This is a genomic window from Haematobacter missouriensis, from assembly GCF_000740775.1.
GTDB lineage: Bacteria > Pseudomonadota > Alphaproteobacteria > Rhodobacterales > Rhodobacteraceae > Haematobacter > Haematobacter missouriensis.
On sequence record NZ_JFGS01000008.1, the window covers coordinates 44,858 to 69,130 of the forward strand.

Sequence of the window (24,273 nt, forward strand, 5' to 3'; positions counted from 1 at the left end):
CCTACCAGCTTTGGGTTCACGCCCCTCTCCGCCGCCATCCCCAGCGCGTGCAGATCAAAGGTGGTGCCCCCGATTTTCAATTGTGCCTTGCGCCGCATCCCGGGCGTGCGGGTCAAAGCCCACAATCTGCGTCCCGGCGAAAAGGCCGTCCGGCCATTCCCCGCGCGTGTGGGTCAAAAGCAATGGAGATCCACCCCTCGCGCCCGTCCGTGGCCCATCCCACCTGCGCGCGCCAAACGCCAGACAGAAGAGATATTATCCATGCCCATCAGCCATCTCCCGCGCGCGTACGGACCGAACCGGGTCGTGCCCCGGCCGCCGCCAGCCGGAAGGCCCATCCCACGCGCGCTCGTCCCAAGCCGGGGCGGTGGGAGGACGGCCGTGGAGTTCGAGGCCATCACCCCGCGCGCACGGGCCAAGCCAATGCGCGCCGCCGAGCCACCCCCGTCCTCCGGCCATCCCCCACGCACCCGGGCCAAGCTGCGGCAGCGGGAGGGTCGCCATGGATTTCGAGATCATCCGCATGCGCGCGGACCTAGCCTAGAGGTCTCCTTGGCGTTGCCGTCCAAGAACCATCCCTCGCGCGCGGGCCAAGCGCTCCTGTAGCGGTGACATCCCCCATGCGCACGACCAAAAGCTAAGCATCGCGTTCGGCCTATGGACCCGTAGAGATCTTGCCGGAGCGTATCACGCCCGCGCTGCAGCCCTGGATTCCGCCAGAGAAAACGGTGGGGTGAGGAGCATGCCGGGAACCCCGGCAGCCCCCTCTACCGGGAATGCGAGTTCCTGACAAGGTCGCCCCCGCCGCAAGGAATTGCCCATCCCGCGCGACGGGCAGCCGGTTATCGCGATGCATGCCGTCAGGCCGTGGCGGCCTTATCCACGTCGCCCTTGTAGGAGTCCTTAAGGCTGGCAAGGTTCAGCAGCATCGTGGCTGCGGGCGCCGTCATCCCGTGGCGGTGGATGGAGGAGCGGACCCACATGCTTTCCGTCCTGCGGCTGCCGGACAGGGCGATCACTTCCCGCGCGATCTCCAGAGGCTCACCCACGAAGATCGGGCCGTCCAGCAGCCGGATCTCCTGATCCGCGAACAGGCCGATGGCAGGGCCGCGCACCGGGAAGGGATCCTGCTTGTTGGTGTAGCAGAACAGCACGCTCAACATCTCGAAGGGGATCACCGCCTCGCGCCAGCTTCCGACGGCACCCCGGTAGGCCGGCGACGGTTCGGTGATGCGGGAGAGCTTCTCGGACAGGCTGAACGGGTAGAGATGGCCCATGTTCTGATCGAAGCCCATGGAAATCGGGCGGCGGGGCGTCCGCATCCCCACCCGCACATCGGCGAGGATCCGCGCGCCCTCCAGCGGCGGCAGAGCCGCCATTCGCTCCTCCAGCGCGGAAACCGGATGATCGGGACCGATGGAGAGGCTACCGCGCAGGATCTCCGTCCCGTCCTCCCGCTCCATGCGGATCTCGGCCTGGTCGGGAGCGACCTGCCGCGCCATGGCGCGGAGCCGGTCACCCTCGAACGCGGGGTTGCGGAAATGGGCGGAGATACAGCCCGCCGCCAGCCAGCGGTCTCCGAACAGGCGGACGGCCAGCGGGTCGAACTGGCTGAAATGGGTCGGCCCCTCGATCGTGCCGCCCTTGAAGCCCAGTGTCTGCGCCGCGCGGTCATCGTGGATGGAAGCGTGGCCGTCATAGTTCTGGGCAGAGAGCATCTGCGCAGGCGCGCGAAGTGGCCCTGTCAGCCAACCATCGGTTTCGGTCAGCGGCGTGGGAAAGAGGCTGGTCATCTCATCTCCTTGCAAGGGTTACCCGCCGGCTGGATCTGTCCGCTGGCAGGAATAAGCGGGAGGGTGCTCCGCGGCCGGGCGCCATGGAGGGGGGGGATAGCTCCCCGTCCGGTTTCCGTGGGGCCGATACCGGCGCGCCGCCTTTCCCATTGTCCGCGGCAGAGACCGCACACGGCTCCGGGCCGCCGCATCCTGCGCATCGGAGCGGCCGCGGCGAAGTGAGGCGGCAGCCGCAGGCAAAAGCTCTGATCAGACGTCGACCGGCACAGGCGATGGCGGAGTGCGCTCACCTCCTGCCGCAGAGAGAGACACCCTTTCAGACGGACACACCGTTGCAGACTGTGGCGCCCCTTCGAACTGCCACGCCCATTCACCGGGTGGCCGTCGCTCGACAGATGACCCAGAGACCCGCCGAGGCTCCATCGCCCGGCGGGCGCAAGCACCGGCATCGCCAGAACCGCCATCAGGATCCGGCGGGTTCGGGCGTGGGCAGGAACTGGGGCAGATCGGTCTTGCGGACCTTGCCCGTCGGCGTGAGCGGCAGGGCGGCGATCACCACGATCTCCGGCACCTTGTAGGCCGCGATACGCTCGCCCAGCCAGCCCGCGAGATCCGCCGCGGACACGCGGCCCCGGTGCTCCTCCTTCAGTTCGACGAAGGCCACGGGCACCTGACCCTTTTCCGCATCATCACGCCCGATGACGCCGCTGCCGACGACGGCGGGATGTTTGCCCAGCAGGCCCTCGATCTCCACGGGGAAGATGCTCATGCCCTTGACCTTCAGCATTTCCTTGCGGCGGCCGAGGTAGTGCAGGAACCCCGCGCTGTCGATCACGCCGATATCGCCGCTGTGCAGCCATCCGCCCCGGAGCGCGGCAGCACTCTCCTCCGGCTTGTTCCAGTAGCCCTTGAGCAGCGCGGGTGTCCGCACGACGATCTCCCCCTCCGTATCCGGCGGCAGGATCTCCCCGGTGTCGAAGTCGCAGATCTTGAACTCCGTCCCCGGTATCGGCAGGCCGACGAACACCGGCTGCGCCTTCAGGTCGTAGTCGTCGTCCTGCATGCCGGTGGTGAAGGTGTTGGAGGTATGCGTCTCCGTCATCCCCCAGCTCGATTCCGCGAGCGTGGTGCCGGTCAGGTCATGCCAGCGCTGGCGGTACTCCACGTTCAGCTTCTTCACGAAGGAGGTGACACGCAGGCGTTTCAAGCAGGACAGGTCGAACTCGCCGAAGCGGGGGTGGTCCATCAACTCCACCGCGCCATCGACCATCATCGCCATGCTGGTCACCCGGTAGCGGTCCACCGCCTGCATCACGCCCAGCGGATCCCAGCGTGACAGCAGCACCAGAGGCCGCCCGGTCACCGCCGGAAACACCAGCGCCGCATTTTCGCCCGCGATCCAGAATTCCGGGAAATAGCTCAGGAAGATCAGGGTCCGGTCGCCCGCCATCGCGACGGACCAGTTGGCGGCACCGGTATAGAGCATGTCGCGCTGTGTGTGGACGCAGCCCTTGGGCATGCCCGTCGTGCCGCCCGTGTAGTTGAGCGCCGCGACCCCGTCCAGATCCGCGCCGCTGACACGCTCCTTCGGGGCGGCGCGGACAGCCGGCAGGAACGGCTCCGCTCCCGCCATCGGCGCGGGCGGCTGGCGCACGAAGCCCGGCACGTTGAAGGTGGGTTGCTCCGGGACCAGTTCGGAGAGGCTGGTGGCGAACACCTTGCGCAGCCGGGTTTCCGCCCGCACCTCATCGACGACGGGAAGCAGGGTATCCTGCGCGACGATCACCTCCGCGCCGGAATCGTTGAGGTGGTAGGCAAGCTCATAGCCCTTGGAGAGCGGGCTGATCGGCACATGCACCGCGCCGAGCTTCAGGATGCCGAAGAAGGCGATGTGGAACTGCGGACAGTTGGGCAGGAGGACCGCCACCCTGTCGCTCTTGCCGATGCCGAGGCCCTGGAGAAGATTGGCGAACCCCTCGCTCAGCCGGTCGAGCTCGCCCCAGGTGATCTCCGTCCCATAGTAGATCAGCGCGGTCTCCGCCGCCTTCGTATCCCCCCAGTGGCGCAGATAGTCGGAAAGCGGCCGTTCCCCCAGCGGATAGGTGATCTCGGCGGGCACGCCCTTCGGCCATGACTTCGCCCGTCGCGCGGCCAGATCGGCCAGATATCCGGTTTCGTCTATCGTTGTGCTTGGCATCTCATTTCCCTTGTTCGGGCGCACGGTTCGGCTGGACGGTGGCAGCGCCCGCGTCACGGAGGGCCCGTGCGTCAACTCGTGCGTCAACTCATGCGGGGGGCCGGAGGGCCGCCCGCCCCTTCTCCCCCGTCCCCTCTTCCCGCGCGTCTCACTGCTCGCGCGATGTCGGATCCAGCGCCTCGCGCAGCGACTCGCCGAGAGCGTTGAACGCCAGCGCGGTCACGAGGATGGCGATGCCCGGCGCATACATCTGGGCGGGTGCGATCTCCATGTAGAGGTAGGCACGCGCCAGCATGGAGCCCCAGCTCGAATCTGGCGGCTGCATGCCGAGGCCGAGGAAGCTCAGGCTCGCTTCCGCCAGCAGAGCGACAGCCATCAGCATGGTCATCTGCACGATCACCGGCTGGATCGCGTTGGGCAGGATATGGTGAAGCAGGATGCGCGGAGTGGAGGCCCCGAAGCAGCGGGCGGCGTCCACATACAGCTCCTGCCGGAGCACCAGCGTCCGCGCCCGGACGAGCCGCGCGAGCTGCGGCGCAAAGACGATCCCCACGGAGATCATCGCATTGGTCAGCCCGATACCGAGCGCGCCCGTCACCGCGATGGCGAGCACGATGGACGGGAAGGACAGGAAGGTGTCGATCACCCGGCTGATGATGGTATCCGTCCAGCCGCCCGCATAGCCCGCGATCAGCCCGATCGGGATCCCCAGGAGCGCAGCGACGCCGACCGCAAGGAACGAGGCATAGATGGAGGCGGAGGCGCCATAGACCAGCCGGCTGAAGATGTCGCGGCCCAGATCGTCGGTGCCGAGCAGATGCGTCATGCTTGCTGGCTCCAGAATCGCCATATAGTCCTGCGCCGTCGGATCGTAGGGCGCGATCCAGCGGGCCAGCAACGCCGCACCCACGATGATCGTCAACGCGATTGCCGACAGCAGAGTCCGGGTGTCGTGGCGCAGCCAGTTCCACACCGGCTTCCACCGGGTCTCCTGCCGCATCGAACTGGTGGAAATATCGGTCATTTCTGGCTGATCCTCGGATCGAGAACGCTATAGAGCATGTCGGTGACGAGGTTCACGAGGATCACCGTCACCACCATCACGAGCACGATGCCCTGCACGACCGGGAAATCCCGTTGCAGCGCCGCATTGACGATGGAATTGCCCATGCCCGGGATGGCGAACACCACCTCCACCACCACCGTGGCGGCGAGCGTGCGGTTGATGAGCAGGCTGATCACGGTCAGCAGATTGACGCTGACGTTGCGCAGCCCGTGCTTCCAAAGGATCACCGCCGGCGACAGGCCTTTGGCATGAAGCGTGCGGACATATTGCGAGGAGAGGATCTCCGTCAGGGAGCTGCGAAGCTGACGGGACACCTCGGCGATGCCGCTGGAGGCGAGCGCCAGCGCCGGCAGCGTCGAATACCAGATCGCCTGCCAGATGTTGTCGAGCGGCGAGACGAAGCCCGTCGCCGGAAACCACATCCTGTTCAGGGCGAAGGTTGCGACGAAGATCATCGCGATCCAGAAGTTCGGCAGCGCGATCCCGATGGAGGAAAGCGTCATCACGAATCCATCCAGCCGCGAACGGGGACGGCTCGCCGCGAGAATGCCGAGCGGCACCCCGACCACGATGGATACCACGACGGCATAGAGCACGATGAACAGCGTGTTCGGAAACACGCGTTTCACCGTTTCCAACACCGCCTCCCCCGACAGGAGGGAGTTCGACAGATCCCCCGTCACCGCATGGCCGAGCCAGGACAGGTATTGCACGATGAACGGCCGGTCGAGGCCGTAGAGCGTGCGGATCTCCTCGATCCGCTCCTGGGTGGCGTTCTCACCGGCGAGGGTGATGGCCACGTCGCCTGGCAGCAGCTTCATAAGCGTGAACACCATGAAGGTGGCGAGGATGAGTACCGGGATGGATTGCAGGAGCCGATTGACGATGATCCTGCGGTGGACCTTGGTCAGCATGGGCGACCTCCGCTGTTGAGCCGCATGTCGGGATCACCCGACACGCGTGACCCCGTTGAACTTCGGCTTGCCGAGCAGGTTGGCGGTGAAATTTTCCACGCCCTCGACGTAGGCATCGACCTCGTAGCGGACAGTGAGCGGGATGGAGATGGCGGACTCCGCCCCGAGCTTCTGTGCCGTGGCGAGGGCGGCCTTCCGCTCCGCCTGATCGGCGGTGGCGCGGCTGGCAGTGATGGCGGCTTCGAACCCGTCGGGAGCCGCGACCTTGCCGGTGTTGAAGTAGGAATTCTGCGAAAAGACCAGGTCATAGGACATGCTCGGGTCCGGGCGTCCCGTCCAGGCGGACAGCAGCGCGTCGCCGATCTTCTCCGGCCCGAAGAAGCGACCGGAGGATTCCGCGATTGGCGCGTTGGTGAACCGCCCCTTCACGCCGATCCGGGCAAGCTGGCTCATGATGACCTCCTGCCGTTGCACGGAGGCCTGATCGGGATAGCCGCGGAAATCGAGTTGCAGCCCGGAGACACCCGCCTCCTTCATCAGCGCCGCCGCCTTGTCCGGGTCATGGGCGTTGAGGGTCTGAGGCTCCGCCGAATAGGCCCAGTGCGTCTTGGGCAGAAAGCCGTAGGCCGCCTCGCCCACACCGGCCTGTGTCGCCAGCAGGAAGGCATCCCGGTCGATGGCGAGGCTCAACGCCCGCCGCACGCGGGGGTCCTGCAACGGCCCGCGCCCGGCGTTGAGATAGATGTTGTAGATATAGAGCGTCGGCGTTTCCATCAGCGTCAGGTTGGGTGTGCGCTTGATGATGGGGATCTGGCGCTCCGAGAGCTGGTAGCAGATCTGCGCCTGCCCCGACTGAACGGCGCGGAGCCGCGTGGTCGGTTCGGGCACCACCAGCAGTTCGATCTTGGCCATGCCGGGCGCGCCTTGCCGCCAATAACCGGAATAGGCCTCGCCTGCGACCCGCTCGCCATCTGTCCAGCCAGTGAATTTCCACGGGCCCGCACCCACGGGGGCGCGGTCAACGCGGCCGTCCTCGGCTTCGCTGAGCGCCTTGGGGGAAATCATCATGCCCGCACGGTCCGAGAGGATGAGCGGCAGCGCGCTGTCCGGCTCCTTGAGGCGCAGCGTCACCTGCAGCGGGCCGGTGACTTCCACGCTCTCCACCGTTTCCAGATCGGCGCGGATGTTCGAAACGGGTGCTTCCCTGCTGCGATCGAGGTTGAGCTTCACCGCCTCCGCATCGAGCGGCGTGCCGTCGTGGAAGGTCACACCCTCCTGCAGGTCCAGCACCAGCGTCTTCGGGTCGGTGAAGGTGAAGGCCCGCGCAAGCCCGGGAACAGGTTCCAGCGTGTCGGGCGTCCAGTCGATGAGCGTATCGTAGAAGTTGAACAGGAACACGTGATCGGAGCCGGAGCCGCCCGTCGCTGGATCAAGGCTGGACGGGTTGGCATTCGCGGCCACGGTCAGCGTGCCGGTGGTCGCCGCGCGCAAGCCGCCCGGCAAACCGACGGCGCCTATGGCCGCCGTGGCGCCCAGGCCGATCAGGATCTGCCGGCGGCGCATGTCGGGAAGCAGCCGGGCGATGTTGCGACGTTCCTCAGTGGTGAAGCTCATAGGACACCCTCCCCGGTCTCCTGTGGCCGCGCTCAGGCGGCAGCGTATGACTCTGACTCGCCGCCTTCAGGCGGCGACCGTGAAATCGAGCTCGCCCGCGAAATGACAGGCGACGAACTGTTCGGGCCGCATCTCCCGCCATTCGGGTACTTCCGCCGTGCAGCGCGCCGCTGCGAAGGGGCAGCGCGTGCGGAAGCGGCATCCGCTGGGCGGCGAAATTGGGCTCGGGATTTCTCCCTTGAGCTGCATCCGGCGCGAGGTGCGCATCGCCGCGGGCAGCGGCTCCGGCTCCGCCGAAAGCAGTGCGGCGGTATAGGGATGGAGGGGCCGGTGGATGATATCCTCCGTATTCCCCAGCTCCATGAACCGGCCCAGATAGGTGACAGCGATCCTGTCGCTCACATGGGCGACAACGGAGATATCATGTGCGATGAAGGCGAAGGACAGGCCAAGGTCGCGCTGCAACGCGTTGAACAGGTTCAGAATCTCACCCCGGATCGACACGTCCAGCGCCGCCACCACTTCATCGCAGACGACGAATTTCGGCTCCAGCGGCAGGATGCGGGCAATGTTCACCCGTTGCTTCTGCCCACCGGAGAGCTGATGGGGATAGCGCTCCGCCAGATCGGCGCGAAGCCCCGCGCGGTCCAGCGATTCCATTGCCTTGCGCCGCATCTCCTCCCGGCTCATCCCGCCCTTGATGACCATCGGTTCCATCAGGCTCTCAAGAATGGTCTTGCGCGGATTGAGCGATGCGTTCGGGTCCTGAAAGATGATCTGATAGCGCCGCCGCCGCTCCCGGTATTCCTTGCGCGACAGGCGACGAAGATCGTCGCCTTCATAAAGGATATCGCCCTCCGTCGGCTCGAGCAGTCCGGCCAGCGCCCTGCCGATGGTGGTCTTGCCGGAGCCGGATTCGCCTATGATCCCGAAGGTCTCCCCCGCGAGAACGGAGAAATCGACCCCGTCCACCGCCTTCACCGTTTCCGTTCCGCTGTTGACGGGAAAGCGGATGCGCAGGTCGCGGACCTCGATCACGGCGTCACGCGCCGCTGTCATGGTGGTGTCCCTCATGCGACGGCTCCTTCCAGGTCGAGATCGTGCTGCCGCCAGCAGCGGGCCATCCGGTCCGGGCCGGATGGCTCCAGCGTCTGCGGTCGCTCGCATCCGGCGCGGGCGAAGTCGCAACGCGCACGGAAGCGGCACCCCTCCGGCATCTGTGCGGGGGCGGGCACGCGGCCCGGGATGAACGCCAGTTCCCCCCGCTTCTGATTCAGCCGCGGCAGCGACCGCAGCAGCCCCGAAGTATAGGGATGGCGCGGTTTCAGCAGCACGTCATCGACGGGCGCATCCTCAACGATCTGTCCGGCATACATCGTCAGCATCCGGGTGCAGGTCTCGGCCACCACGCCCAGGTCATGGGTGATGAACAGCAGCGCCGTTCCCGCCTCCTCGCTCAGCCGGCAGAGCAGATCCATGATCTGCGCCTGAATGGTCACATCCAGCGCGGTCGTCGGCTCGTCGGCGATGAGGAGTTGCGGACGGCAGATCAGCGCCATGGCGATCATCGCCCGCTGGCGCATGCCCCCTGAAAGCTGGTGCGGATATTCGTCATACCGCCGCTCGGGTGCAGGAATTCCCACGTCGCGGAGCGCGTCGATCGCCGCGGTGCGCGCATCCGCCCGGCTCGCGTCACGGTGGAGGCGGTACGCCTCGCTGATCTGGTCTCCGATGGTGAAAACCGGATCGAGCGCGCTCATCGGTTCCTGAAAGATCATCGCCATGCGATTGCCGCGCATCTGCCGCAGGCGGCGGGGCGGCATGGTCAGGACGTCCTCTCCCTCGAACATGATGCGGCCACCCAACCGGGAGGTGCGGGGCAGCAGGCGCAACAGCGACAAGCCGGTCACGGACTTGCCGCAGCCGCTTTCCCCGACCAGACCGACGCGTTCGCCGCGTTGTATGGTGAAGGAAACGTCCTTGGTGATCTGCACGGCGCCAAAGGCGATGCTCGCCCCCTCGACGCTCAGCAGCGGCGTATCCGTTTCCTTGCCGGTAACCGGACGCGACCCTGCGTCGGGCTGCGCATAGGCAATGGTCATGATCCCCCTCCCCTGCAATCGCAACCGCGGATCAGTGCCGTCCGACCGGGGGTCGGCCTGATCCGGGTATTTGCCGACAGCGGCAAATGTCGCGGCGGTCGTTGCATGGCAATCCTCCCCGACGGCGCGCGCCCTCCCCGGCGCATACCGTGTCAGGTGACAGAAGCACCCACATGGTCAACTGTCAACAACGTACCCATCAGTAACCTTTCATTTGTCAGGATTCCTCCGGGAACAAAGAAAGGGGATGATTGCTCACCCCCTTTTCCCTTAGTCTCCTCTGACTGGGCGATGGTCTAGCCGGCCTCAAACCGTCGGTTCGCCGCAAGACGGGCAAGGGCGCCATCCCGGCTTTCCTCCAGAACGGCGCGCAGCCGGGCTTCTGCCGTCAGCGTGTCCCGTGCCGCGATCGCCTCCCATACAGCGGCCATCTGCGCGGCCCGGCGTTCCCGGGCCGCTGGGGTGGCGTAGTCGAGCGGCTTGCGCCAGATCGTCGTCCAGAGCGTCTGCTCATTCATTTCGCGCATGAGCTGCACGACGAGCTCGTTGCCGCTCGCCCTGGAGATTGCGTGGACAGCACGTGTCATTCCCAGTCCGAAGGTCAGGTGCGTGCTTTCCTCATCGGCCGCAATGAGGGCCAAATCCTCAATGCGCACGCGGATTCTCTCCAGTGCCTCCTCCTCGCGGTCCCGTTCTCCCAAAGTCCGGACCGCGAGACAGGACAGCGCCATACGCACGTTGAACAGATCGGCGATGGAGGCGAGAGAGATCGGCAGCACATGCGCGCCGCGGCGCGGCGTGATGTCGATGAGGCGTCGCTTCTGAAGGATGCGGAAAGCCTCCCGCACCGGGCCGCGGCTGACGCCGAACTGCTCCGCTACCTGCTGCTCCACCATCCGCTGGCCGGCGGTGAAACGACCATCCACGATCATCACGCCACAGGTATCGGCGATCTGCTCGGGGATGGTTTTCGGGCTTCTCAGAAGCGTCAAGGTCATGGTGAATCGTCTCCGCAGGCCGAAAGACGGATGCGTCGCACCCGCCTTTCAGAAGCATCAACAGATCGCTCCGCAAGTCAATTGCCAATTGTTGACAATTGGCAGAACGGCAGCCGCCCCACCTACCAGGTATCGATGAAGGGCCGTTTGCGTCCCGACATCGGTGGCCGCAGCTTTACCGAGCGCAGCCCCGCAAGGATCCATTCCCGCGTCTTCACAGGGTCGATCACCGCGTCGATCTCCAGGCTGGAGGCGACGGAGATCGCCTTCCCCTGCTCCCGGTATTCCTCAAGCAGCCTGTCGTAGAGGCGCTGCTTCTCCTCAGGGTCGGTCACCTCATCAAGCTCGCGCCGGAAGCCCAGCCGCACGGCGCCTTCCAGGCCCATCGGGCCGAACTCCCCGGTGGGCCAGGAGACGGTGAAGAAGTTGTCGTAGGTGCCGCCGCCCGCCATGCTCATCGCGCCCAGCCCGTAGAATTTGCGCAGCACGACGGTGAAGAGCGGCACGGTGATCGAACGGCCCGTCACATACATCCGGCAGACATGCCGCACGAGCGCGGTCTTTTCAGCCTCCGGCCCGACCATGAAGCCCGGTGAATCGCAAAGCGAAACCAAGGGGATATCGAACGCATCGCAAAGCTGCATGAAGCGTGAGGCCTTGTCCGACGCATCCGCGTCGATGGCACCGCCCAGATGCTTGGGATTGTTGGCGATCACGCCGAAGGGCTTGCCCTCGATGCGGATAAAGGCGGTGACGATACCCACGCCGAATTCGCGGCGCAGTTCCAGCATGGAACCCACGTCGGCGATGGTTTCCAGCGCCTCGCGGACTTCGTACACGCGCAGGCGGTTCTCCGGCACCACATGGCGCAGGCGGCGCTGGTCGGGGGCCTCCCACTCCGCGATATCTCCTTGGAAGTATGACAGATACTGCCGCACGACACGGCAGGCCTCTGCCTCGTCCTTCACACGGATATCGACGACGCCGTTCGCGGTCTGCACGTCGATCGGGCCGATCGCCTCGGGCGGATAGACGCCAAGCCCGCCGCCCTCGATCATCGCCGGACCGGCCATGCCGATATTGCTTGTCTCATCCGCGATGATCACGTCGCAGCAGCCCAGCAGCGCGGCGTTCCCGGCAAAGCACCGCCCGGACACCACGCCGACCAGCGGCACCTGCCCGCTCAACCCGGCGAAACGGGAGAACGTACCATTGGAGATCCCGGCATAGGTCGCGCGCTCTGTGTCGCCCGGGCGCCCGCCGCCCCCTTCTGCAAAGAGCACGACGGGCAGGTTCCACTGCTCCGCCACATGCAGGATGCGGTCGAGCTTGCGGTGATGCCGCTGCCCCTGCGTTCCGGCCAGCACGGTATAGTCGCCGACCGCAAAGGCGCACCGCGCGCGATCAGCGCCGAAAGCCCCGCCGTTGACCGTGCCGAGGCCGGTCAGCATGCCGTCCCCGGTCGTGTTGCGGATCAGATCGTCGAGCGGGCGGCGTTGCCGCTGTGCGGCGATGGCAAGCTCCCCGTATTCCACGAAGGTTTCCGGGTCGCAGATCTGCGCGATGTTCTCCCGCGCCGTCTGCTTGCCCTGACGGTGCCGCTTTGCCACTGCGTCGGGGCGGTTCTCGTCCCGGCCGAAAGCGCGGCGCTGCTCCATTTCCGCCAGATCGTCGCGGATATGGTCGAGGTCGAGCGCCGCATCCTTTGCCTGTTCCTCTGCACCGCCATCCGCCGGCTCGAGGGCAAGGAGCATTTCACCAAACATGACCGTCTGGCCCGCGCCCGCGCCCACCGCCACGACACGCGCCGCGCAGGGGGAAGACACCACATGCTCCATCTTCATCGCTTCTAGGATGGCGAGCTGCTGGCCCGCCCGGACCTCGTCGCCTTCCTTCACATCCATGGAGACCACCGTGGACTGCATGGGCGCGCGCACCGGCTCCGCCCCTTCAAGCACAAGCTCCGGCGTCCGCGCCGTCGTCGCGGCGGAATCCGCTGCATCCGCCACAGGCACGTAGGCTTCTGCGGCCTGCGCGAGTTCGGCCGCATGCGCTTCGATGAAGCGCGTGGTCACCGCGTTGGCCTGCACCTCCGGCCGCGCGATCAGCGCGCGGAGCCAGGGGATGTTCGTCTCCACCCCGTCGATGCGGAATTCGGCCAGCGCCCGATCCGCCTTGCGGAGCGCGACGGACAGATCCGTCGCCGTGGTATGGACGATGACCTTGGCCAGCAGGCTGTCATAGCTGGCCGATGTCCGGTAGCCAGCCCGCGCGAAGCCATCCACGCGCACGCCCGGCCCGCTCGGCGGTTCATAGCGGGAGATGACGCCCCCCGTAGGCAGCGCGCCGCCCGTGGCGTCCATATGCTCCATGTTGACCCGTGCCTGCACCGCATAGCCGCGGGGGATGAGCCCCTCCTGCGAGATGCCGAGGGAGGCCAGCGTCCGCCCGCCCGCGATACCCAGTTGCAACGCGACGAGATCCTGGCCGAAGACCTCCTCCGTCACGGTGTGTTCGACCTGGATGCGCGGGTTGGCCTCGATGAAGAACAGCCGCTCTCCCGGCCCCTCGCCCATCAGGAACTCGAACGTGCCGAGGGAGCGGTAATCGACGCTTCGCGCCAGTTTCAGCGCCCGCTCCGCCAATGTCTCCCGCTCCGCGGCGGAGAGGGACGGGCTGGGCGCCATTTCCAGCACCTTCTGATGGCGGCGCTGCAGGCTGCATTCCCGTTCGCCCAGCTGAACGCAGGCACCCGTACCATCGCCGAGGATCTGCACCTCGATATGCCGCGCGGCGGGGAGGAACTGCTCCACATAGACGTTTGGATCGCCAAAGGCCGCCTCCGCTTCCGACCGGCAGCGTTGCCAGGCCTCCGCCACATCCTCCGCCCGCTGGACAATGCGCATGCCGCGCCCGCCGCCACCGGCGATGGCCTTGATGAGCATGGCCGCGCCTGCGGGGAGCGCCGCGAAGAAGCTCTGCGCCTCCTCAAGCGACGTGGCCCCCAGCGTGCCCTCCAGCACCGGCACGCCCACTTCGCGGGCCCGCGCCTTCGCCGCGATCTTGTCGCCCAGCAGCGCGAGCGCCTCCGGCGTCGGACCGACGAAACGGATGCCTGCCGCGTTCACCCGGCGGGCGAATTCCGCGTTTTCGGCCAGGAAGCCATAGCCCGGATGGATCGCGTCCGCGCCCGCCTGCTCTGCCGCCGCGATCACCGCGTCCATGTCGAGATAGGCGCGCACGCCGGTACCCGGAAGCGCCACGCTCTCATCCGCGCCACGCACATGCAGGCTCTCGCGGTCATCGGGCGCATAGACGGCCACGGTCGCGATGCCCAGCTCCGCCGCGGTGCGGAAGATGCGCAGCGCGATCTCCCCCCGGTTGGCGACAAGCAGCTTGCGGACGGGGGTCACGGGCATCATGCGGGCACCTGAAGATTAATGGTCATGGTCGGCTTCCTCGAAATGGCTGGTGGTCCCGGTTCGCCGGAGCGCCGGGCTGCGGGAGCAGGTCGCTTCCGGTCGGGGGCCGTGGCCTCATCCGACCGGGACGTTAAGCCCGGTGATCCTCATGTAACCCCCCTGTCTTCCCCCTGTCAGCCGTTCGCGCGGGGGCCATACGGCCTCCACCAAAAATTACTGACACTTGTCAGGCTAGCCTTTGCCCCTGTGCCGGTCAAGCTGTAAACCGGAGGCTGGCAACAAATGGCTTGCGAGGCTGACATTTGTCAGCTTACCGTGGCGCCGGGCATCTTGGCGTGATCCAAGAGGGGAAGCCATCAGGGAGCTGCGGGCCGGAGGAGGGCCGCACTCCTTGCCGTGGTGGGCTGATAGGGGGAGGAAACGGTTGGACAGGTCTGCAGGGATCGGGCCGCTCGCAGGGATTACCGTGGTGGAGACGGGACCGGGCGTGGCAGGCGCATGGTGCGGGCGGCTGCTCGCCAGCCTTGGGGCGGAGGTGACCGTGCTGCCCCCGTCCGGCGGCGACCCCCTTGCCGCGCGGGAGGAGATCCCGGGCGACGCGGCCACGCGCGGGCTGGTTCACGAGTGGCTGATGGCGGGCAAGCGCCTGGGCGAAAACACGGGCAAAAGCACGGGCGAAAACACGGGCACCGGCAATCGCACTGGCACCATCACTGGCGCGAGCCGCAGCACGGGCCGCGCCACGGGCACTGCCACCGGCGACAGCACGGATACGCCCACACCCATGCCCGCTGACACGCAGCTTGGCACGCCTCCTGCTCAACCGGACCTTCTCATCATCGGGGAGGATCATCGCGGCACGCCTTCCATTACGCCCACACGGGGCACGGTGCGGCTGTCATGGTTCGGCGCGTCCGGCCCCTATGCGGCTTGGCGGGGCACGGATCTGGTGGTTCAGGCGCTCTCCGGCATTCTCTACCCGACAGGGCCGAAGGAGGGCGCGCCCCGCCCGCTGGGCGATCTGCAATCCGCCCTGCTGGGCGGTGTGGCCGGGGCTGTGGCGGCGCTGACGGCGCTGCTGGCCAGAGGCCCCGCCCTGACCCTGGATGTCAGCATTCTGGAAACCGCGCTCCTGCTCGGGGAGTTGCAGGTCGCGGATGTGGACTACTACGGGCGGGCGGTGCCGCGCGCGGGGATCAACCGCTTCTCCCCCACCTGCCCGCTCAGCATCCACCGCTGCCGGGAGGGATGGCTCGGCGTCACGCTGATCACACCGCAGCAGTGGGACGCGTTCTGCAGGATGATCGGAAGGGCCGATCTGGCCGAGAACCCCGACTTCGGGACCACCACACTCCGCGAGCAGCGCGCGGATGCGGTGGAGGCCGCCATCGACGCAGCCCTTCCCGCGCGAACGGCGCAGGAGTGGGCGGAGGAGGCGCGGCGGCTCCGCATCCCCGCCGTGGTGGTGCCGGATGCGGCGGGCATCCTTGCCAACCCGGTGTTCGCGGAACGCGGAGCGGTGGCCCCGGTGCGTGTCGGGGACAGGGTGCTCGACGCCCCCGCCTCCCCGCTCCATGTCGCCGCGCCGGAGGGAGAGGGGCAGGCCCCGCCACCCCGCTCCACCGCCGAGTCCCCGCTCGCAGGTCTGCGGATCGCGGATTTCTCCATGGGCTGGGCCGGGCCGCTCACGACCCGCATCCTTGCCGATCTGGGGGCGGAGGTCATCAAGATCGAGGCGGGCCGCTACCCGGACTGGTGGCGCGCGACGCAATGGACACCGGAGGCCATTGCCGGCCGACAGTTCGAGAAAAGCCACCGGTTCGCCGCGATGAACCGCGGCAAGCGGAGCGTCAGCTTCGACCTGACCACGTCGGAGGGCGCCGATCTCGCGCGACGGCTTGTCGCCGAAAGCGATGCGGTGGTGGAGAACCATGCCGCTGGCGTCATCGCGCGGCTCGGTCTGGGGTGGGAGGTGCTGTCCGAGGGACATGACGATCTGGTCATGCTGTCGATGTCCGCCTTCGGCACCGGCAACCCGCTGTCCGACACGCGCGCCTACGGCTCCACGCTGGAACAGGCGTCGGGCCTGCCGAGCTTCCGGGGTGAGCCGGGGGAACCGCCGGTGCTCGGCCATGTCGCCTATGGCGATCCGGTGGGCGGTCTTTACGGGTCGGTGGCGCTGCTGGCCGCGCTCCATCACCGGCAGCGGACGGGACGGGGCCAGTGGCTCAACCTGAGCCAGGTGGAGTTCCTGCTGCCGTTTGCCGCGGCCCCCGTGCTGACCCGTTCGGCCACGGGGCGGGAGCCACCGCGGCCCGGCAACGGCCATGTGTCACTGGCCCTCCACGGGCTTTATCCTGCGGCGGGCGACCGCTGGATCGCGATTGCCGCCGATGAGGAGCAGCGCCGCGCGCTCTCCCGGCTGACCGGTCTGGCGGAAGCGACGCTGGCGGCCACCCTCTCCGCATGGACGGCGACGCAGGAGGCGGAGCGTCTCGCCGCAGCGCTTCAGGCCGCAGGCATTCCCGCCGCGCCCGTCCGCACCCCGGAGGAGACGATGGCGGACCCGCATCTCACCCGGTCGGGCAGCTACCACGACACCGAGCGTCCGCATCTCGGCCGGCAACGTCAGGTGGGGCTGCCCCTCCTGATCGACGGGCGGCGGATGCCGTTCCGTGGCACCGCGCCCCTGCTCGGGGGCGATACCGAAGCCGTGATGCGGGATATCCTCGGCGAGGGCCGCGCCCTCTACCATTCCGCGTTGGACCGGGGCATCGTGAGCCTCGAACCAACCACATTGCGAGGCGCCCATGGCTGACACCCCCTCCCTCACCGACAGTCTGATCCCGTTGCAAGGAGCGGAGAACGTGCGCGACCTCGGTGGCTATGCCGTGGTCGGGGGCGGGACGACACAGTGGCGGCGGGTGCTGCGCGGCGACGGGCTGCACGCGCTGACCCCCGACGATCTTCGCAGCCTCCATGATCTGGGCGTGCGCAGTGTCATCGATCTGCGCGGCCCGGCGGAGCTTGCGCGCCAGCCCAGCCCCTATGCCACGCGGGCCAGTACCGCCGCCAGTCTCTCGGACGGTACCGCCGCCAATCCCTCCGCCAGTCCTTCCGACGGTATCTCCTATGCCAATGTTCCGCTGTTCGAAAAGCTCTCGCCCATCGACATGGCGGTTTCCGATGGGAGCTACACCCTTCTGGGCCGCTACCTGGAGGCGATCGACCAGTGCGGCACCCGGATCGCGGAAGTCCTCACCCGCATCGCCGTGGCGGAGCCGGGCGTGGTTCTGTTCCACTGCACCGTCGGCAAGGACCGCACGGGGCTGATCGCCGGCCTGCTGCTGTCGCTCGTTGGGGTGGCGCCGGACACGGTGGTGGAGGATTACGCCCTGACCGAGCGCATCGCCGGCCCCTTGCTCGCGGGGTTCCGTGCTGCCGCGCTGGAACGGGGCCTGCCGCCCGCGCAGGTGGACGAGCTTCTTTCCTCGCCGCCCGCGGCAATGGCGGGGGTTCTCGCGCACATAGATGCGCGGTACGGGGGCGTTGCCGCCTATCTCACCGCCAACGGCGTGGACGCCACCGTGCAGGAGCGCCTGAAGGAGCGGCTGACACGCTGACGTCCCTTGCGCGCCGGGAATGTCTGATCTAGGTCAGGGGAAATTACCGGACCAAGGTCAGACAAATGCCGTCAGCCGTCGCTCGCATCCGCCGCTTCCACCGGGCCGTAACCCGTGAAACCGGGGCATTGGACACGTCCTTTCTGGGCCGTGGACGGCCTCTCGGCCCCGCGCGGGTGCTGAACGCCATCGGTCAGGGGATGGAGGAGATCGGGGAAATCCGGGGCTATCTCAACCTCGATTCCGGCCTGATGAGCCGCCTGCTTCGTCAGCTGGAGGGGGAAGGCCTGCTGGAAACCCTGCCGGATCCGGCCGATTCCCGCCGCCGCCTTGCCCGGCTGACGGAGGCGGGCCGGCGGGAATATGCGGCCTATGAGGCGCTGTCGGACAGACAGGCGGCGGAGATCCTCTCCCGCCATCCCAGACCGCAGGCATTGCTGGCGGCCATGGACCTCGTAGCCTCCGCGCTGGGACGTGACGGCATCACCCTTGCCGAAGTCTCTCCCCGCGATCCGCGTGCGGTACATTGCCTGCAAGCCTACTACACGGAGTTGGGCCAGCGGCTCGCACAGGGGTTTGACGTGACCCTCTCCGCAGACCCGGAGGCGCGGGACATGGAACCACCGCGCGGCACGTTCCTCATCGCGCTGTCGGACGGTCTGCCGGTCGCCTGCGGCGGCGTGAAGGGAACCGACAAGGGCTATGCGGAGGTGAAGCGCGTCTGGACGGATCCCTCTGCCCGGGGCCTCGGCCTCTCCCGGCGGATGATGGCGGCGCTGGAGGAGCGCGCCCGTGCGCTTGGCATCCTTACCCTCCGGCTGGACAGCAACAGCGCCCTGCATGAGGCGATCGCGCTCTACCGCTCCAGCGGCTGGACGGAGATTGATCGCTTCAACGACGATCCCTACCCGGATCATTTCTTTGAGAAAACCCTGCGCGAATCCTGAACGCTGCCGCTTCCTGGGCGAAGAGCCGAGCGTCCGCTCCGTACGACCATCGCGGCAGGAACCCCAGCCGCATAGGGTGACAGCTCCGGTGGCACGCGCCGCGCGCCCGCCGTCACTCGGCCAGATAGCCGCGCAGCGTATCGACGAATTGCAGCGTCGGGCGTTCCTGCACCCGCGCGCGCCGCGTCACCAGCATCAGGACATTGGGCCGCATCGCCGGGTCCAGCAGCGGCACGTGGATGAGCCGCCCCTCCGCCACATCCATCGCCACGTCGAAGGCGCTCAGAAACGCGATGGCCTCGCCCGCCGCCGCGATCTCCCGCATGAAGTCGATGGAGTTGGACTGAAACTGCGGGCGGAAGCTCAGGTTCGCACGCAGGAGCGCGTCGCGGATCGTACGATGCATGACCATCGTCTCATCCGCCAGCACGAGGGGATAGCCCGCACAGTCGCCCGGGCGGAGCCGTTCGGCACGGGCCAGCGGATGCTCCGGCGCCACCACCGCCCCGAGAGGCGCGTCATACCGGTTGAGCACGGCAAGCTGCGGATCGTCCGGCAGGTTGTAACCCAGCCCCAGATCGGCCTCCCCCTCCACCACGGCGCGCACGATGCCGGGGATGAAGGTCACACCGCATTCGATCCGTACCCGGGCGAAGCGGGTGGCGAACTCCCGCACCGCAGCGGCGACAAGCCCGCTCGCCAGCCCGTTCATCGTGACGAGCCGCACCTCCCCGCCGCGCATCTCGCGCATGTCCTCCAGCCGTGATTCGAGCGTGCGGTAATCCCGGAGCGTCTGCCGGACATGGGTCAGCAGCGCCTCTCCGGCGGCGGTGAGCTTCATCCCACGCGGCAGGCGCTGAAAAAGCTGCACGTCCAGCATCTCCTCCAGCTGGAGGATCTGGCGGTTCACGGCGGTCGGCGAAACATTCAGCCGTTCCGCGGCCTTGCGGATGGATCCGGCCCGCGCGACCTCATCCAGATAGCTCAACAAACGCCCGTGCAGCATGGATGCCCCCTGCCGGGGACGCTAGGCAGCACCGAACGGAGCGTCAACCAAATGTTTACGGGCATGGCAGATCTTGCTGCTTTTCCTCAGCGCTTTCGGGCCGCATAGCTCAGGTAACAAAAACACGATCCAACAGAGAGACCGCCATGACCCGCCATTTCCGCCCCGTCCTGGGCGCGCTCCTGCTCTCCGCCGCCACGCCCGCCCTTGCGGGCGAGCCCTTCACCTTCATGACCTCATGGTTCGCGCAGGCGGAGCATGGGGGGTTCTATCAGGCGCTGGCCACCGGTCTTTACGAAAAGGCGGGGCTGGACGTGACGATCCGCATGGGCGGGCCGCAGGTGAATTCCATGCAGCTCCTGCTGGCGGGAGAGGCGGATGCCTATTCGGGCTTCGATTTCCAGATCCTGAACGGGGTGTCGCAGGGCCTGCCGCTCGTGGCTGTCGCCGCAGTGTTCCAGCACGACATGAACGGCCTCGTCACGCATCCCGACGTGACCGCGCTCGACCAGATCGGCGACCGGACGGTGATGATGGCGACGTCCGCCCGCACCGCCTGGTGGCCGTGGCTGAAGGCGAAATACGACCTCTCCGACGATCAGGTGAAGCCCTATACGTTCAATATCCAGCCCTTCGTCGCAGACAGCCATGCGGTGCAGCAGGGCTTCGCTTCCTCCGAGCCCTACGGGCTGACGCAACTTGGCATCTCGTATAACTTCCTGCCCTTCTATGCAGAGGGCTACCCGCCCTACGGCGGCACCATCACCACCCGGCATGATGTGCTGGAAAAGCGGGAGGATGCGCTCCGCCGCTTCGTCCGGGCCTCCATGGAGGGCTGGAAAAGCTACCTCGCCGACCCGGCCCCCGGCAATGCGCTGATCCGGGCCGCCAACCCGAAGATGACGGAGGATCAGCTCGACTTCGCCGTGTCCCATCTTCGGGAGATGAACACGATCGGGATGGAGGATGCGGCGCGCCACGGCATCGGCACGATGAACCCCGAGCGCTGGAAGGCGAGCTATGACTACATGGTCGGCGCGGACCTGCTGCCCGCAACGACGGACTGGCAATCCGCCTTCACCACGCGGATCATCGACGAGATCAACGTTCTGCCGAGCCAGTGATGGAGGGTCCGATGCAGCCCGCTCACACGCATGCCAGCAAGAGCACCCGTATTGCGCCGCTGTGGCGTGGACACTCCGCCGGGGCGTCGGCCATGGTCGGCCTGCCGGTGAGAGTCGTACCGACCGTCCCGCTCCCCACCTTCCGCGCCGGGCCTCGGCGTTCGCCCGCCATGCGGGTCTGTCCGTCGGCCTCTCGCCCGGAAGAATCCCGCCCGCGACGCCTATCCGCCAACCGCAATCCCCGCGTCTGCCGCCGGGAAGACGCCGTCCTGCGAGGGATGCCATGATCGCCGCCATGCCGAAGCCGCCCGTCACCTCCCTCCATCGTGAAGCCGCCCAACCGGTCATCGAAGTGCTTTCCGCCGAAAAGAGCTTCGGTACGCGGCGCGTCCTCTCCCCCATCGATCTCACGGTGCACGAGGGCGAGGTGGTGACGCTGATCGGGCCGTCGGGCTGCGGGAAATCGACGCTGTTGAGCCTGATGGCACATCTGGCAGAGCCGACGGACGGGCGCATCGCCTGGTGGCGCGGCGGCTATGACCGCGTGGGGCAGCCCGGATGCAACCTCGGCATCGTGTTTCAGGATGCGACGCTGCTGCCCTGGGCGCGGGTCATCGACAATGTGCGCCTGCCGCTCGACCTTGCCCATGTGCCCAAGGCGGAAGGCAATGCGCGCGCGCAGGCGGCGTTGGAGCGGGTAGGGCTGAAAGGCTCCGAGCGTCTCCACCCCCGCCAGATTTCCGGCGGCATGAAGATGCGCGTCTCCATCGCCCGCGCGCTGGTGGCGGAGCCGGACGCGCTGCTGATGGACGAACCCTTCGGCGCGCTCGACGAGTTCACCCGCAACCGGCTCGACAGCGACCTGCTGGCGCTGAGGGCGGAGCGGAACCTGTCGCTCGTCTTCGTCACCCATTCGATCTACGAGGCGGTGTTCCTGTCCTCCCGCGTTGTCGTCATGGCGGCCAATCCCGGCCGCATCCATGCCGAACTGACCATCAACGAGCCCTTCCCGCGGGCGGAGAGCTTCCGCGTCTCCACCCGCTTCGCCGAATACTGCGCCGAACTCACCCGCCTGCTGGGCGAGGCGTCCGGGCTGGACCCTGCTGGAGACGTGACATGCCGCTGATGAAGAACGAAGTCTTCCTGCGCATCGCCGGTCCGCTGCTCGTGGGCCTCCTGATCGTGGCTGTCTGGGAGCTGGGCTGCCGCCTCTGGGCCGTGCCGGTCTATATCTTCCCCAAGCCCACCGATGTCGCGGCGAGCCTTGTGGATCAGGCACCCGTGCTGTTCGCCGCGCTGTGGACGACGCTGAGGATCACGCTCATCGCCTTTCTCTGCGCAGTGGTGGCGGGGGTGCTGCTCGCCGTGCTGTTCGTGCAGAGCCGGTTTCTGGAGATCTCCCTCTTTCCCTATGCGGTGCTCCTCCAGGTCACGCCCATCGCGGCGATCTCTCCGCTCATCATCATCCTGGTGAAGAACACGGAGGCGGCGCTGATCCTCTGTGCCTCTATCGTGGCGCTGTTCCCGATCATCTCCAACACCACGCTGGGACTGAAATCGGTGGATCAGGGGCTGGAGAACCTGTTCCGCGTCAACCGCGCGAGCAAATGGCAGACGCTCACCCGGCTGAAGATCCCCGCGGCACTGCCCTATGTCTTCGGCGGGTTCCGCATCTCCATCGGGCTGGCGCTGATCGGCGCCGTGGTGGGGGAGTTCGTGGCGGGCACCGGCGGCTCCGGCGCGGGGCTGGCTTATCAGATCATGCTCGCGGGGTTCCAGCTCGACATCCCGCTGATGTTCGCGGCGCTGCTGCTCATCACGGTCACGGGAGTGCTGCTTTTCATGATGATGGTGGGGGTCTCCCGCCTCGTCCTCGGCAGCTGGCACGAAAGCGCCCGCTGACCGCACGACCCTTCCTCAAGTCAACTGAACGCCTGGGGGCGCGTGCACCTGTGTGCGCCATCGGCCCCGCCATGCCAAAGGACAAGCCATGAACCTCGACGCCTTCCAATCCGACCTCTCCGACATTCCGCAGACCACCGATGCGCTGACGGTCAAGCGCAAGAGCCGCGACATGACCACCGCCTTCTCTCCCATCATGCGCGATGAGCTGAAGGACCGCTTCGCCGATATGGTGATCTCTCCCCGCACGAAGGATGACGTGATCCGCATCGCCCGCGCCGCCGCGCGTCACAGGGTGCCGCTGATGCCGCGCGGGGCGGGCACCTGCAACTGGGGCCAGGGCATCCCCCTGGCGGGCGGTGCGGTGCTGGATATGACCGGGCTTAACCGGATGGTGCGGCATGAGGGCCATACCGTGCGGGTGGAGCCGGGCATGATCTGCCATGACATCGACCGCGCCACGCAACCCAAGGGGCAGGAGCTGCGGATGCATCCCTCCACCCGCTATTCCACCATCGGCGGTTTCGTCGGCGGCGGGCATGTCGGTCTCGGCTCCTGCACATGGGGCATCCTGCGCGATCTGGGCAATATCCAGCGGGTGGAGGTGATCTCCGTGGAGGAGGAGCCGCGGGTGGTTGAGCTGAAGGGGGCGGAGGTGAACCGCGTCCACCACGCCTACGGCTCCAACGGCATCATCACGGAGCTCGAATTCCCTCTGGCCCCCGCCTATGGCTGGACCGAGGCCATCGTCGATTTCGATGATTTCCTGCGCGCCTGCGACTTCGGCATCACGCTGAACCGCACCGATGGCATCGTGCCGAAGATGGTGGCGATGAACGAATGGCGCTATGCGAAACTGTTCACCCAGACCGGCCTTGGCGGCATCCTGCGCGACGGGCGTCACACCGTCCATGTGATGATCGCAACCCCGTTCCTGGAGGCATTCGAGAGCCTCGCGGCGGATTTCGGCGGCACCATCGTCTATTCCGGGCCGGAAGGTCAGGGCCCGTTCGGCAAGCCGCTTTACGAATATTCGTTCGGTCATGCACGGATGAACGCGATCAAGGTGGACCCGACCTTTGTCGCCAATATCGGGGTCTTCCCCCACGACCGGCTGATGGACTCCATCGCCGCCTGCCACGAGAAGTTCCATGACCTCGGCCCGATGCGCTTCGACATGAAGCGGATGGACGGGCATCTGAGCGCGCAGGGCTCCCCGCTGTTCCACTACGAAGGGCCGGAGCAGATGGCCCGCGTCATCGAGATGATGCAGGAGGAGGGCGTCGCCGCCGCCAATACCCATACCATGCACGTGAAGGAGAACGGCATGAAGCCGGTGGATGACGCGGAGCTGGCCTTCAAGGCGGAGATGGACCCGTGGAACCTGATGAACCCCGGTAAGATCACCGCTGCGCAATCGGAGGTGAAGGGCAAGGGCGTGGCTCTGCCCACCTCCGGCTGGAGCTACCGCCGGGCCTAGCAGGCCGCTGAAAAGGCCGTCACGTCTGCGCCGAAGCGGAAATCGTTCGCAATCCAACGAATCCAGCCGGGAATCTCCACGTCCT

17 protein-coding genes are annotated in these 24,273 nt (G+C 67.0%); 7 read left to right on the top strand and 10 right to left on the bottom strand.

All coding sequences use genetic code 11. The features are described 5' to 3' along the window. Positions 1-860: 860 nt before the first annotated feature. The 9 genes from CG51_RS08275 to CG51_RS08315 form a co-directional block, all read right to left on the bottom strand. Positions 861-1,793, bottom strand: coding sequence for a hypothetical protein (locus CG51_RS08275; RefSeq protein WP_035743871.1), 933 nt, complete (start codon positions 1,791-1,793; stop codon positions 861-863). A gap of 463 nt (positions 1,794-2,256) precedes the next feature. Next, positions 2,257-3,990: an AMP-binding protein gene (locus tag CG51_RS08280; protein ID WP_035743881.1), complete on the bottom strand. Its 1,734-nt coding sequence runs from the start codon at positions 3,988-3,990 to the stop codon at positions 2,257-2,259. Positions 3,991-4,138: 148 nt separating this feature from the next. Further along, entirely contained in the window at positions 4,139-5,014 is an 876-nt protein-coding gene (locus CG51_RS08285; RefSeq protein ID WP_035743883.1) for an ABC transporter permease, read from the bottom strand. Continuing rightward, the gene (locus CG51_RS08290; RefSeq protein ID WP_035743886.1) at positions 5,011-5,970 is read right to left on the bottom strand and encodes an ABC transporter permease; all 960 of its coding nucleotides are present in this window, start codon (positions 5,968-5,970) and stop codon (positions 5,011-5,013) included. The genes CG51_RS08285 and CG51_RS08290 overlap by 4 nt, the downstream gene beginning before the upstream one ends. Before the next feature lie 33 nt (positions 5,971-6,003). Continuing rightward, positions 6,004-7,584: an ABC transporter substrate-binding protein gene (locus CG51_RS08295; RefSeq protein WP_051930261.1), complete on the bottom strand. Its 1,581-nt coding sequence runs from the start codon at positions 7,582-7,584 to the stop codon at positions 6,004-6,006. A 66-nt stretch (positions 7,585-7,650) separates the two neighbouring features. Next, a complete protein-coding gene (locus tag CG51_RS08300) occupies positions 7,651-8,658 on the bottom strand; it encodes an ABC transporter ATP-binding protein (RefSeq protein WP_035743889.1) in 1,008 nt (335 codons plus the stop codon). Continuing rightward, on the bottom strand, positions 8,655-9,686 hold the full coding sequence (locus CG51_RS08305) for an ABC transporter ATP-binding protein (RefSeq protein WP_051930263.1): 1,032 nt from the start codon (positions 9,684-9,686) through the stop codon (positions 8,655-8,657). The genes CG51_RS08300 and CG51_RS08305 overlap by 4 nt, the downstream gene beginning before the upstream one ends. A 296-nt stretch (positions 9,687-9,982) precedes the next feature. Further along, positions 9,983-10,684, bottom strand: a complete 702-nt coding sequence (locus CG51_RS08310) for a GntR family transcriptional regulator (RefSeq protein WP_084695104.1) — start codon at positions 10,682-10,684, stop codon at positions 9,983-9,985. Positions 10,685-10,806: 122 nt separating this feature from the next. Next, a complete protein-coding gene (locus CG51_RS08315) occupies positions 10,807-14,106 on the bottom strand; it encodes a carboxyl transferase domain-containing protein (protein ID WP_198947621.1) in 3,300 nt (1,099 codons plus the stop codon). A 424-nt stretch (positions 14,107-14,530) separates the two neighbouring features. On the opposite strand from CG51_RS08315, the gene CG51_RS08320 reads away from it, so the two are divergent. The 3 genes from CG51_RS08320 to CG51_RS08330 all read left to right on the top strand — a co-directional run bounded on the left by CG51_RS08320 (position 14,531) and on the right by CG51_RS08330 (position 18,676). Next, positions 14,531-16,924, top strand: coding sequence for a CaiB/BaiF CoA-transferase family protein (locus CG51_RS08320; protein WP_035743892.1), 2,394 nt, complete (start codon positions 14,531-14,533; stop codon positions 16,922-16,924). After that, on the top strand, positions 16,917-17,729 hold the full coding sequence (locus CG51_RS08325) for a tyrosine-protein phosphatase (RefSeq protein ID WP_035743894.1): 813 nt from the start codon (positions 16,917-16,919) through the stop codon (positions 17,727-17,729). Before CG51_RS08320 ends, CG51_RS08325 begins: the two co-directional genes overlap by 8 nt. 65 nt (positions 17,730-17,794) lie before the next feature. After that, positions 17,795-18,676 carry a bifunctional helix-turn-helix transcriptional regulator/GNAT family N-acetyltransferase gene (locus tag CG51_RS08330; RefSeq protein ID WP_035743895.1) on the top strand — a complete coding sequence of 294 codons (882 nt, stop codon included), beginning with the start codon at positions 17,795-17,797 and terminating at the stop codon, positions 18,674-18,676. A 112-nt stretch (positions 18,677-18,788) separates the two neighbouring features. On the opposite strand, the gene CG51_RS08335 is transcribed toward CG51_RS08330, so the two are convergent. After that, complete coding sequence (locus CG51_RS08335) at positions 18,789-19,682, bottom strand: LysR family transcriptional regulator (protein WP_035743897.1); 894 nt, start codon at positions 19,680-19,682, stop codon at positions 18,789-18,791. A gap of 146 nt (positions 19,683-19,828) precedes the next feature. On the opposite strand from CG51_RS08335, the gene CG51_RS08340 reads away from it, so the two are divergent. The 4 genes from CG51_RS08340 (at position 19,829) to CG51_RS08355 (ending at position 24,188) form a co-directional block, all read left to right on the top strand. Next, complete coding sequence (locus tag CG51_RS08340) at positions 19,829-20,806, top strand: ABC transporter substrate-binding protein (RefSeq protein WP_035743899.1); 978 nt, start codon at positions 19,829-19,831, stop codon at positions 20,804-20,806. 283 nt (positions 20,807-21,089) lie between these two features. Then, positions 21,090-21,932, top strand: coding sequence for an ABC transporter ATP-binding protein (locus CG51_RS08345; protein ID WP_051930264.1), 843 nt, complete (start codon positions 21,090-21,092; stop codon positions 21,930-21,932). Then, entirely contained in the window at positions 21,923-22,708 is a 786-nt protein-coding gene (locus CG51_RS08350) for an ABC transporter permease (RefSeq protein ID WP_035743901.1), read from the top strand. The genes CG51_RS08345 and CG51_RS08350 overlap by 10 nt, the downstream gene beginning before the upstream one ends. Before the next feature lie 88 nt (positions 22,709-22,796). Next, the gene (locus CG51_RS08355) at positions 22,797-24,188 is read left to right on the top strand and encodes an FAD-binding oxidoreductase (RefSeq protein WP_051930266.1); all 1,392 of its coding nucleotides are present in this window, start codon (positions 22,797-22,799) and stop codon (positions 24,186-24,188) included. Positions 24,189-24,273 lie beyond the last annotated feature (85 nt).